At 56.5% G+C, this 13,199-nt stretch carries 6 protein-coding genes and 1 tRNA gene; all 7 read left to right on the forward strand.

All coding sequences use genetic code 11. The features are described 5' to 3' along the window. Window positions 1–312: 312 nt before the first annotated feature. Window positions 313–849, forward strand: coding sequence for a polymer-forming cytoskeletal protein (locus tag VN623_RS06920; RefSeq protein ID WP_325569472.1), 537 nt, complete (start codon window positions 313–315; stop codon window positions 847–849). A 560-nt stretch (window positions 850–1,409) separates the two neighbouring features. After that, entirely contained in the window at window positions 1,410–3,065 is a 1,656-nt protein-coding gene (gene xrtE / locus VN623_RS06925; RefSeq protein WP_325569523.1) for an exosortase E/protease, VPEID-CTERM system, read from the forward strand. A gap of 176 nt (window positions 3,066–3,241) precedes the next feature. After that, window positions 3,242–3,316 (forward strand) — tRNA-Gln (locus VN623_RS06930). A gap of 974 nt (window positions 3,317–4,290) precedes the next feature. Beyond that, a complete protein-coding gene (locus VN623_RS06935) occupies window positions 4,291–8,268 on the forward strand; it encodes a glycosyltransferase (RefSeq protein WP_414653179.1) in 3,978 nt (1,325 codons plus the stop codon). A 189-nt stretch (window positions 8,269–8,457) separates the two neighbouring features. After that, window positions 8,458–9,216, forward strand: coding sequence for a cellulose biosynthesis protein BcsS (bcsS, locus tag VN623_RS06940; RefSeq protein WP_325569476.1), 759 nt, complete (start codon window positions 8,458–8,460; stop codon window positions 9,214–9,216). A 1,045-nt stretch (window positions 9,217–10,261) separates the two neighbouring features. Further along, window positions 10,262–10,963 carry a chitosanase gene (locus VN623_RS06945; RefSeq protein ID WP_325569478.1) on the forward strand — a complete coding sequence of 234 codons (702 nt, stop codon included), beginning with the start codon at window positions 10,262–10,264 and terminating at the stop codon, window positions 10,961–10,963. Window positions 10,964–11,197: 234 nt separating this feature from the next. Beyond that, the gene (locus VN623_RS06950; protein WP_325569480.1) at window positions 11,198–13,027 is read left to right on the forward strand and encodes a methanol/ethanol family PQQ-dependent dehydrogenase; all 1,830 of its coding nucleotides are present in this window, start codon (window positions 11,198–11,200) and stop codon (window positions 13,025–13,027) included. Window positions 13,028–13,199 lie beyond the last annotated feature (172 nt).

Consider the following 13,199-nt stretch of genomic DNA (forward strand, 5'->3'; position numbering starts at 1 on the left):
CAATCGTAGTTCCAATCACCTTCATCTAGGGAGGCCCTTCTCATCGTAGGTTGTGCGGTACTGGGCAGTTATTCCTCCGGAAACGTTTGTCTTTTCTCCGCTGGAAGATAGCACAAAAGTTGATGTTGGCAGTTGTCGCCCCCTGAGCGACTAAGGTGAGACAAGGGCAATACACGAGAACCAACTCGCCTATGCAAGTCACAACAAAATTTGGCCTTCGAATCATATGCCACATCGGCATCATGTTACGGCGTCGCTCATTTCCAAGTGAATCGCGCTCGATTCCACTCGACCCCTAAGAAAGGCCGTCTCATGTTCAATAATAGGAAGACAGAAGGAGCACCCATTTCTGCTGTGAGCACTGAAGTTGACAGATCAACTTTCGTCGCACACAACCCGAGAGACACTCACTCCGGTAATTACAAAGTCGATCCATCCGCTCATTCCGTTGTCGATAAGTTCCTTACTATGAAGGGCGACTTAGAGAGCGAGGGCGACATCCACGTTAAGGGCAAGGTCTTTGGCAACATCAGGTGTAGGCTCCTGATAATCGAGGTCGATGCATTGGTCGAAGGTGGGGTCGAGGCCGAGGAGGTTATTGTTCGCGGCAACACCAAGGGAACAATTCAAGCGGATCGCGTAAAGCTTGAAAAGACCGCCAACGTCGATAGCGAAATTTGTCACCACACGTTTTCTGCCGAGGAAGGCGCACGCATCAAGGGCTCCCTGCGTTCAAAAGATGAATCGTTGGGTGGACTGACTACAAAAGATGGCGCGCGCAGTAAGCTCGCTAACCGCTCAAAAGAAGCGCCTTTGGGCGGACAGACCGTTGCAATGAACCCGGCCTGAGCGCGCCGCAGATGATAGGAAGCAGTGGTATCAGAGCCCGCGGCGGCAACTGGTGGTCTTTAGTACTTGGCCCGGGCGAAAGCCCGCTCGCCGCGCCTACAAGCCACAAATCGTAATGAATGCGCATGAACGGTGGTTGCCCGGTGATCGCCTAAAGCGAAACGAGGCAGAAGTATTTGGGCTTTGTTATAAGCTGATCCAGATTTTACCATTTGTTCATTACGTCGTTGAGCGTGGTGCTTACGCCTCTTAGGCTGTTTGCGGGCCACGCCTGCGCTTATCGCGATGAGCCCAGATATGGGAGACCGCAATGGTAAAAATGGTTGCTGCTGTGACTTCCTTTGTATGCACCGCGTTCTGGGCAAATGCCGCGTCGGCGTTCTGCATTTTTGGTATCTGTATAGGTGGCGGTGGCGGTGGGGGTGGGGGTGCGTCTTCGGCCCCTGAAATCGATGGTCCAGGTGGTCTTGCGGCAATCGCCCTGCTCATCTGCGTCGGAGCCGTCGCCTACCGGGCATTGCAGCGACGCTGAGGCTGCGTCTTTCGCAGACGCGGTCCCGATGTCAGTAAACCGATCTAAACTCGCGGGTGGGGAAGCGCCTTCTCCTTCGGCAACTCTAAGAGTTGCCGGATACGCCATTCTCGGAGCAATTCAGTACGTCGCCGCTCGCGTCCTCCTCCCGAGTGTGTGGGACGAGTGGCCCCCCATCAGGACGGCGCACGCCCTCGCCAATGCATGCGTTTTGGCAACCGTAATTTTCGCTCTCGCGGCGTGGCCGAGACGGACTGAACTTTTGGGCAAGCTTCGTCACCTCTCCAATGGGATACAAACGCGGCTAGCTGTTCCGGTATATTTTGCTTCGCTAGCGCTTCTATTCCTTTTTCGTTTGCAGCTCGCTCAGACCGATCCGGCTACTGGCGCCGTGTGGGCACTCGGCTATCCTTTGTTGGTCTTGACCACTGCAACGTCACTTTTTCTTCTTGCTGCACCAATTACTTTTTGGAGCAGCGTTCTCAAATCATGGCGATTGGAGGCCATGATTGCCGCCGGTGTGACCGCCATCGCGCTTTTGATGGGCCTCTTACCAAAGCACAGCTGGGCGATCTTTTTGTCAAAGGAGAATTGGGAGTTGCTCATCGTGGCAACGCTGCAGTTCTCGTACTGGATATTGGCCCTATTTCAAGACAACGCGTTCATGGATCCCGGCACCCGCATTCTGGGTGCCGGAAACTTTAGTGTCCAAATCTTTGGCCCTTGCTCTGGCTACGAAGGCATGGCGCTGGTCGCTGTTTTCCTCGTTGGCTATCTCTGCATCTTCCGGCGCTCCCTTAGATTCCCGAATGTGTTGATTCTGTTTCCAGTAGGTATGGCGGTCATCTGGCTGCTCAATGCCGTCAGAATCGCTCTGCTTGTGTGGATTGGCACCAACGTCTCTCCGGAGATCGCGTTGGGCGGATTTCATTCGCAATTTGGATGGATGTGCTTTTTGCTTGTCGCAATCACAATTATGACCTCTGCGCAGCGAATTTCATTCTTCGCGATGGCAGCTCCGGCGCCACGAAGCGGCAATCCAGATAGGCTCAAAGTTGAGACGAACTATGTGCTGGTTTTCCTGGCGCCTTTCATTGCCTTGATGGCTGCCCAGATATTGGTCCGCGCGGCCTCTCCGTACGAGCACGCGCTCTACGCTATTAAGGTCGTTGCCGTCGCAATTGTACTTTATTGTTTCCGGCACATGTACGCACGCATGTGGAACCCGCCTTCGTCGCTTTCGCTGCTGATAGGAATTGCCAGTGGTCTCCTGTGGATTGCGACTGACTCCAACAGCATCACCGAAGCGCCGCTTGGAAGCTGGCTTGCCCAGCTTACCCCAGTTGCCTTCGTCGCGTGGCTCATCGTCAGGGCCATCGGCTCGATCTTCATGGTCCCGATAGCCGAAGAGCTCGCATTTCGCGGCTATCTGTATCGCGTCATCATTTCCACGCGCTTCGAGGAAGTCGACTTCAGAACATTCAGCTGGGTCGCGCTCATTGTCTCGTCAGTGCTTTTCGGCTTTATGCACGATCGTTGGCTTTCGGCAGCCTTCGCAGGTGCCGTGTACGCGCTCCTCATGTGCCGAAGCGGCCAGATCTCCGACGCGATCGCCGCTCATATGGTGACCAATGCCGTTGTATTTGGCTGGGCGGTCGCACTGCACCAATGGTCGCTCCTTTGAGCGCGACGCGAACAGCTTAGAAGTAAAACTAGCCAGTTTCTTTCCAATTTGCTCGGGGGACTTTGAGAAGTAACTTAGAAGAAAGCTCTTTTCGTTCCGGGTTCGAGCTTGCAATGCTCCACACACAGCCCACCTTGCCGCCCTGCGAAAACACTGCTATCGCCCCGTCTTCAAATTGGGATGTAGCCAAGTGGTAAGGCAGCGGATTTTGATTCCGCCATTCCCAGGTTCGAGTCCTGGCATCCCAGCCAATCCCTTCGGCCAGTACCCTAACGTAATGTAGCCTTCTCTTTCGCGGCATGGCGAAAGGCCCGGTTGCAGACGGACGGCGGTTCGCCGCGGCGAATGGTCAGCGGCGTCTTCGCCGCCACCCCCGTCGGACTCATCGCAACGTTTCAATCTCGCGAATCTGCGCCGACCAAATGACGTTCGGCGCCTTCGATCTCGCGCGGTGCGCGGATCAGCAGTGTGCCATCACGGTTCACTTCGGCATCGATGGCCTGTCCAAGTTTGGGTGCGATCAGGGCCGTTGCCGGCCACTTGCGCGGACTGGGCCGTGAGCAAGGCCGCCGTCTTTTCAGCCGTCCTTTCAACAGCAATTGGACCCCGGCCGGGCCGAATTCGACTGGCATCGAAGTTGCACTGCAGTCGCGAGCCGACAACCGCTTTCGCCAGTCGGCCTCCGTAAACCAAGCCTAGAATTGAACGCCCGGTTACATTGTATTAACTTGCTGAACCGGGTACAATTTTAGGTAATTCTTAATCAAAGGCCTGTCGCCTTTTTTGTATCCGAGTACATCAAGTGAAGCATGCGGGTAGGACCCAGCCGGTCTTTGCAGATCCGACTGGCTGGCGTCGACATTTATGGATGGCGTTCAATTGGGCCGCGGGAACGCTCCTAGGATCGTTGGTCTTTTGTATTTTTGTGACGTCATTCGTCGGGCCAAAAATCCCACCCCTGCATCTCAAGGGCGAGTCGCACAGCCAAGCGTTGGCAGTCTCGCAGTCGGAGGCCGCGCTACAGGCTTCTCCGATTAAAACGCAATCCGCACTTCTTGAAACGTCGGGCCCTGAAGTAACACGTTACGGAATAATCTCGGATTGGGACGAAGACTCGTTTGCGTCCTTTAGGCGGAACAGTCGCAATCTCGATGTTCTGGCCGTCGGCTTTTTGCGACTTGGACCTAACGGATTAAAGCAACGGGACCGTACCGACGAACGCGCATTGAAGGATTGGCTGACCGCCAATAATTCGCAAGTCAAAGTGCTTCCTCTGCTCGAACCGGCTGACGTCGAAGACGATGCCGAGGACACGAAAGCTGCGTTGCAGGCGCTTGCTACTCCTGCGGCCCGTATCAGGGTCGCCACACAGCTTATCGACTATCTCGTTCGCAATCACAGTGCCGGTGTTGTCCTTGATGCCTCCCGGATCACGGCATCGGACGCCGCTAACTTCAATCGCTTCGGACTGTATGTGTCGTACGCATTGAAGCGTCGCTCATTAAAAACTTTTGTTGCCGTCTCTCCGGCAAACAGCGCATTCGACCTCAAAACCTTGGCTGCCCATTATGACGGCGTTGTCGTTCATACCTACAGGCGTGATTTCAACGGTGGCCCGGGCCCGCTCGCCGCGCAGGACGCGGTCAAGGCCTTGGCCTCCGGTGTCCTGAAAGACGTCGACCCCAAGAAGCTGATCATCAGTGTCGGCTCATTCGGATACGACTGGTCTGACGCAGACGGCGCGAAAGAAATCTCTGTCTCCGATGCCTGGTCGCTGCTCGAGAAATCAAAAGCACAGCTGGCCTTCGACGCGCCGTCTTTGAACCCGTCGTTTTCTTACCTCGATGAACAATCTCATTCTCACAAGGTTTGGTTTCTCGATGGCCTGACGGCATACAACCAGCTTCAAGCGATACGGTCGCTGAAGCCGGCGGGCATAGCGCTTGGGCAATTAGGCAAGGAAGATCAAACCGTCTGGAGCGTGCTGCGCGACAGGCTGGCGACGGTCGCTCAAATTACTCCTGCGCTCACGACCGTGAAATGGGGCAACGACGTCGCGTACACCGGCAAGGGCGAGATTTTACAATTCCTCGCGAGAGGGCGCGACGGACGTCGTGAAATTTCTTTCGACAAGGGGAACAATCTCCTCGTCGGCGAGACGATGAGCAAGTTTCCGGCGCCGACCTTCATAAGGCGGCTCGGCGAACGAACCGATAAAGTGGTCGCGCTCACATTCGATGACGGACCCGATCCGGTCTATACGAAGCAAATACTCGACATCATGAAGAGCCGGAATGTTCCTGGATCCTTCTTCGTCGTCGGCGCGTTGGCGGCGAAGCATCCGGACTTGTTGAGGCGCCTCTACACAGAGGGGCACGACATCGGCAATCACACGTTCACCCACGTCAATTCGGCGGAAATTTCGGGCGATTACCTCACTCTCGAACTCAATGCGACGCAGCGTCTATTGGAGTCCGTCCTCGGAATTCGGACAGCCATTTTCCGCGCACCATATTCAGGCGACAGCGAACCGCAAACGACCGATGAGGCAAGCGCGCTCGCGGTCGGGGGGGCGCTCGGTTACATGTCGGTGGGAATGAACATCGACCCTCACGATTGGATGAGGCCTCTGCCCGACCAGATCGTGAAACACGTCGTTGACGATGTAACCCGTGGTAAGGGAAACATCGTGCTGCTCCACGACGCCGGCGGCATCCGCTCGTCGACCGTGAAGGCCTTGCCAAGAATTATCGACGAACTTTCGAGCCGCGGCTATCGCTTCGTCACGGTGCACGAACTCGTTGGATTGCCGCGTGCCGCGTTTATGCCGCCAATCGATAAGGCAGACGCGACCGCGGCGACGATGAACAGGTGGAGCTTCAAACTCTTCAGCGTTTTGGGGCAGGTGATCGGTGTGGTGTTCGTCGCGGGCATCATCCTCGGTATTTTGAGATCCATCCTGTTGTCTGTCGGTGCCTGCCTTCACGTTCAGCGCGAAAAGCGCCGCAGCGCGCTTAGCTGGCAGCCGAAATCCGTCACCGTTCTAATCCCGGCGTACAACGAAGCCAAAGTCATCAACGGCTCTATCCGCGCGATGCTGAAGTCGCGCTACACTCAGCCGTTCGATATCTTGGTCGTCGATGATGGTTCGACCGATGGTACCGCGGACGTCGTGCGAGCAGAATTCGGATCCAACGACCGTGTCAGCGTCGTCACAAAGCCCAATGGCGGCAAATGGACGGCACTGAATTACGGCCTGCAAAGTACAACGTCCGAAGTCGTCGTGGCGCTGGACGCCGATACGATGTTCGAACCAGAAGCCTTGATTTGGCTTTTGCGTCATTTCGCCGATCCGAACGTGGGGGCCGTCGCGGGCTCCACGATGGTTGGCAACACCCGCTCTTATATGGGCGCGTTCCAGGAACTCGAGTATCTGACCAGTCAGAATTTGGAGCGTCGCGCCCTTGAGTTGTGCAACGCCATTACCGTTGTCCCTGGCGCAATCGGCGCGTGGCGTCGTGAAGCCGTTTTGTCGGTAGGCGGATATAACGGCGATACCCTGGCCGAAGACGCCGATCTGACGATGGCTCTACCTCTTCACGGCTGGAAGATAATCTACGAGTCGCGCGCCGTCGGTCTAACGGAAGCACCCGAATCCGTGCGGCCATTTTTGAAGCAGCGCTTCAGGTGGGTGTTCGGAACGCTTCAGGCCGCATTCAAGAATGCCTGCCTCGGCGCGTCGGCAACCGGAATTTATTGGGTCGGGCTTTCGAACATCTTCTTCTTTCACTTCATCTTTGCCCTCGTCGCGCCGGTCATAGATTTGGCCGCGATTTGGTCGATCGCGTCGACCTTCAATCCGGCGTGGGGACATACCGCAGAGAACCCGGGCACGCCCACTCTCGCTTTGATTGCCTACTATGGCTTGTTCCAAGTCATCGATCTTGCCGGAGCCGGTTTGGCGATTTATCTGGATCGCAAAAAGGGCGTGTGGAAGTTGCTGCCGCTCGTCCTGGTACAGCGCTTTTTCTACCGCCAATTGCTGTCGCTGATCGCCGTCCGAGCCTTCATCGCGATCTGTCAGGGCCGCATCGTTGCTTGGAACTCGGTGGCGCGGACAGGAAGCCTGTGCACAGAGCCGTTCTCTGCCTCGCTTCCCGCGCAGGCAACGGCGACGCCGACAATGTCCGAGCCAAAGCGTAGGCCGGCACTAGCCGCCGCGACGGGGCTTGCGACGGTGCAAGCTCCCGCCACGCTCGCAGCGCTTCCAAGCGATCGCGAAGACAATCGGAAGTGGGCAAGGTCCGTTTCCCTTGGCGTCCCGGCGTTGGCCGTTGCCGCTTGCGCGATTGCGCTGCTGCGCGTGCCAGAAGTCGTCGATCTCGTAAGATTGACGAGTCCGCCAATGATGCAGCATCCTCGTATGGCCGTCGCATCGGCCGACCCAAATAGTGGCGCTTCCGGATCGGCCAACAAGCAGGACGCGCTGAAGGCCTTTGAGGAGAACCACACCGTCACCACAGCGCTAGCTGAGACGCCGATCGACGTCGTAAAACCGAAGCGACCGGAAGAAATGGTTGCGACCATCCGCGCGGCCGCGCCGGCGATCCCCGAAGTCAGACAAGCTGCGATTGCTCCGTTGCCGCCGACGCGGATCGAGAACGTGAAACCGGAGCCCGCTAAGGAAGTGGCTGCCGTCGATGCACCGCAAGTCGTCGTGGCGACTGAGCCGGTGAAACAAGCGACGATCATACCTCAGAACGTGGCTCAACCCGATGCTCTCAAATCTCGCTCCGTGAAGACAACGGACGTGGCCGAGGCCCAGGTAACGCCGGCCGTCACCCAGGCAAACCCCGGCATCGACAATCGTGTGCCGGCGATGGAAGAACCAAGTCTAGCCGGCGCCCGGCACGCACCCGGCGTACAAATCGCCGAGGTAGTCGAAGTTCCAACCGTTGAGGCGGAAGTGCCGACCGTTGATGCGATTGAGGTCAAAAACCCGGCCAAGCTGCGAAAGAGACACCTGAAGGCAAACCGGACGGCCAAGCTCGGCAGGACGTCAGTCACTAAACGCAAAGTCGCGGTGGCCAAAAAGCATGAGAACCAGAAGCAGGCTAAAACCAAGTTGGCTGGAGCTGGAACCGCGACGGGGTGGGACGCTTATCCGGCGCGCCCGCGCCATCATTTGACGGCGATGCGCTGAGTGGTTCTCCGAAAGTCGGGACAGGCAACTACTAAAATCGACCACTTGGTCGTGCAACTTACAGCTGTGCCGAACGAGCAACACAATACTGAATAGCGTGCATAATTCGTATGCCCATGATTGACTTGGAGTGTCCGAAGCATCGAAGTCCTCACATCGAACAAAGTTCAGAATCACGGGGGATTTGTGATGCGCACGACAAAACAGTCAGTTGTCGCGATGTTGACGGCGTGTGCGACTTTAGCCTGCTCTTACGGAGTGGCCAACGCCGGTGATGGCAGCAAAGATCTCGACCCGGTGACGCTCTACTCGGGCAGCGACTTCTCTCCCCACTCGCAATATTACTACTTGGGTTCAGTCGTCCCGCTCTTTCGCGACTCCGCGACGAGCCAGATTTTGCTGCGCGGCTACAGCAGCTACAACCACTACGACTACAATAATGAGGGAAAGCGGAACGCGGACGAGTGGCAAGGCGACGCCATGCTCGGCTACCAGGTTGAGGGCACGCGCGTTACGATGGCCGCGTTCATCGGCGTAGATTTCCAGAACCACAGGATCTTCCCGGACGATTTGTCGAACCCCGGCAGGGGCTCTGAAACGGGCTTCAAGGTAGCCGCCGAAATCGAATCCAGTGCGGACTCGCCGTACTACTTCGATCTCGATGGTGACTATTCGACGGCGTTCAGCACGTATTGGGCGCGCGGCCGGCTTGGCTACAAGTACGACTGCATTACCTTCGGCCCCGAAGCATCGGTCGACGGATCGGTCGGCTATGACTCGCAGCGCCTTGGCGGTTTTGCGACGTTTGACCTTGAGAAGATCATTCAGAGGTCAGCCACGCTTACCCTTTCTCTCGGTCATCAATTCGTCAGCGGCTCGGGTTCGGGTCCGGATTTTGGTGGTGGCGAAGGAACGTACGGCGCCTTCAGCGTAGGGTTTGACTTCTAGGCTCCCCAATTAGCCGGCTCTAAGCCGATGACGTGAGATCTACAAAGATAGGGCAATTCGTTGCCCTATTTTTTTTGCCAATCCATCGGTCTGGTTTGCTTGTTCTCGTGCAGAACGCCTACGCATTGCGTAACGACGGAAGTCCGACGTCTAACTCGGATGGCGTTTGGGTGCGGGGGGATCTGTAGAAGTCTAGCGACAACTACCCCGTTGCCCGTGCGTGGAGATAAGCTAGGAGCGATGCCCCGGCGATCCACGTTGCGCCGATGATGGCGAGCGCTGGTTTCGGCGGCATCCAAACCGGCTGCATCATCGCAAGCGCGACGGCACATGCAGAGCACAGCAGCGTAATCACGCCTGCCAAGACGATGCATCGGAGCTTTATCGCGCGGCTCGCGTTGCCAATAGACGCTCCGCCGATCATCGATAGGCCAGCGCTAAAATGAAAAAACGCTATCGGCCCAAGCGCAAAGAACGTCTCGTAGCCATTATGGCCTGCGGATAGAACGCTTCCTGCGAGTGCTGCCAAATAAAGCAGAACGCCAAATGAAATCGAAGCAAGTGCGTTCACTATAATCCGCCGCCCATATTTTGCGGTTCGATGTCTATGTTCCTTGCTTGTAATGCCAGCTGACGCAGCAAGAAGTTAATTCTCGCATCACTCCAGCTGTTATCCTCGATTTTCAAAAGTGATCGCAACGAACCAGAGCCTGCAGCCCGGCTGTGGCAATTAGTTGTTTTGCCATTTTCGCCAAAACCTTACCCTAATGCCGGATTTTAGATAAGTTGCGCTCGTTGTCGCGCGGACTTTTGCAGCCGTTTTTACTTGGCATTTAACGGTTCGCGGGGTTTCGTTTCACAACCTTCGACATTTGCTCGAGCGCTTACTAATTGCTGAAAGGCGATCACGATGCACGGCGCGCGAAGAGATTTTTTGTTGGGCACGTGCGGTGTTGCCATTGCCGCACTGTTCCCGAGTTGGGGGCGAGCGGCCTCTATCGGAGCAACTTCTGCGGCCGCGCATCGGCCTTGGAAAACACCACCCGTGGAACCTGCTCTCGCAGCAAGGATCAAGGCTATATCCAACGTGTTCGAAGTTGGGAAGGCGCAACCCGACTACGCCTACGTGGAGAAGCTCAACGATGGCCGCGGCTACACCGTCACAAATTATGGATTTTGCACATCGACCGGAGAGGTTTCGACGGTCATTCGCCGCTATTCGATCGTTGTTCCGAATAACCCGCTTAAGCGCTTTCTTGCACTGATGCGGCCGGCACACGAACAGGTGGCGGGGCTCGATGATTTTCCCGCAGCATGGCGCGAACAGGCACATGCATCGGACCGGCTCGCAGCGGTCTGCGAGCAGGTTGCGGATAAGCTGTTTTTCAAGCCCGCTATGCGCGCTGCGCAAGTTGCCGACATTCGCACGCCGGTTGGCAAACTCGTCTTCTACGACACGTGGCTGCAGCACGGCGGTGATACCGATCCCGACTCGTTCAAGACGATTTATTCGCGCACCCGGCGTAGCGTCGGTGATCGGCGGCACTGTGCGGAGCCGGATTTCCTCCGCGCTTTTTTGACGATACGAAAAGGGATCCTGCTCGACCCAAGTGATTCCAGTACGGCGGCCGTCTGGCAGCAGTCGGCTCCGCGCGTTGATGCGCTTCTGAAGCTTCTCGACGACAATCCCGATCTTGATCCGCCGGTCACGGTAGCGAACGCCGAAATCAGCGTCGTCGTTGATTGATCGAACGTGGACGCGAGCGCCGCTAAGTCAGGCCGCACCTTAAGCGCTGCAGTACTCAGCCCCGTAAACTCGAGTTCGGACACCACCTCGAATCAACTGTAACCAGCGTCGGCTCGGCGCGGTTCCATGAAACTTTCTTATGGTTCCGATGTGGAAAAACGATTGGGTTCGATGGCGGAGAAAGGGTACTCCAAACCACAGCTAGCGGGAGGTACTCCACCCAAGGAGTACGAAATGCGAAGCGTAATAACATATTCGGTGGGCTTCTTTGTTCTTGCAGCGTCGCCGGCCTTAGCCAACGAAAGTGTATTTGAGGCCACTAAAAATCCCAAGAATTGGGCGATGCAGCAAGGCGACTACAGCAACCATCGCTATTCAAAACTGGATCAGATCAACACCAAGAATGTCGGTTCTCTGCGCACGGCGTGGAGCTTTTCGACCGGCGTCCTCAGAGGCCACGAAGGATCGCCTCTCGTCATCGGCAACATGATGTACGTGCACACGCCTTTCCCGAATACCGTGTTCGCGCTGGATCTGGACCAAAATCAGAAAATCGTCTGGAAATATTCGCCCAAGCAGGATCCGTCCGTCATCCCGGTGATGTGCTGCGACACCGTCAATCGCGGCGTGCAGTTCGCTGACGGCAAGATTTTCCTCTATCAGGCAGACACCACCCTCGTTGCTCTCGATGCCAAGTCAGGCAAGGAACTGTGGAAGGCCGTCAACGGCGATCCAAAGAAGGGCGAGACCGGTACAAGCGCTCCGCTTGTTGTCAAAGACAAAGTTATCGTCGGCATCTCCGGCGCCGAATTTGGCGTGCGTGGAAACCTCACGGCTTACAACATCTCCGATGGCAAACTCGTGTGGCGCGCCTGGTCGACAGGACCAGATAAAGAGATGCTCGTCGATCCCGACAAAACCATGTCGCTTGGAAAGCCTGTCGGCGCCGACAGCTCACTCAAAACGTGGAACGGCGATCAGTGGAAAATCGGCGGTGGCTCGACCTGGGGCTGGTACTCCTACGATCCCGATTTGAACCTGATCTACTACGGGACCGCCAACCCTTCGACTTGGAACCCGGTGCAGCGTGCCGGTCCTGACGGCAAGCCCATCGATCAGAAGTGGACGATGTCGATTTTCGCCCGCAATCCCGATACGGGCATGGCGGCATGGGCCTATCAGATGACCCCATTCGATGAGTGGGACTATGATGGCATCAATGAAATGATCCTCGCCAACGGCATTAGCGTCAAAGGCGCAAAGCACAATGTGCTCGTGCACTTCGATCGCAATGGACTGGCCTACACCGTCGACCGCAAAACGGGGATTCCGCTTGTGGCAGAGAAATACGATCCCGTGGTCAACTGGACAACGGGTGTGGACCTCGATCCCAAGAGCGCGAACTACGGCCGGCCAGCCGTCGTGGCGGCCAAATCGACGTTCCAAAATGGTCAAGACGTCAACACGAAGGACGTTTGCCCTGCTGCCCTTGGGACCAAGGACCAGCAGCCTGCGTCTTACTCGCCGATGACCGGTCTCTTCTATGTGCCGACGAACCACGTCTGCATGGACTACGAGCCGTTCAAGGTCTCCTACACTGCTGGTCAACCTTACGTCGGTGCCACGCTGTCGATGTTCCCGCCGAAAGGCGGCGAGGGACACATGGGCAACTTCATCGCGTGGGATGCCGGTAAGGGCAAAATCGTTTGGTCGAAACCTGAGCAGTTCTCGGTGTGGTCGGGCGCGCTGACGACCGCCGGCGGCATCGCCTGCTATGGTACGCTTGAAGGCAACTTCAAGTGTGTCGATCAAAAGGACGGCAAGGAACTCTACAAATACAAGACCCCGTCCGGCATCATCGGCAACGTGTTCACGTATGAGCACAAAGGCAAGCAATACATCGGTGTCTATTCGGGCGTTGGTGGCTGGGCCGGCATTGGTCTCGCCGCCGGTTTGACCAACCCGACGGATGGTCTGGGTGCTGTCGGTGGTTACGCCGCTCTCAGCGATTACACCGCTCTCGGTGGCTCGCTGACTGTTTGGACGCTGCCGGCTGAGAAATAGGTCTTGGGAATGACGGAGATGGCGTGGGTCGTTTGATCCGCGCCATCGCTATGTCTGCAAGCCGACGGGAACAATATCCCTCGAATATGATTGGCCAAATGAAACGGAATTTACGAGCTTCTCCGTTATAAAGGAGCGAGTTCCTGTTGATTTAAGTTGCGAGTACGCAATA

The organism is Hyphomicrobium sp. (assembly GCF_035572195.1).
Taxonomy (GTDB): Bacteria; Pseudomonadota; Alphaproteobacteria; order Rhizobiales; family Hyphomicrobiaceae; genus Hyphomicrobium_B.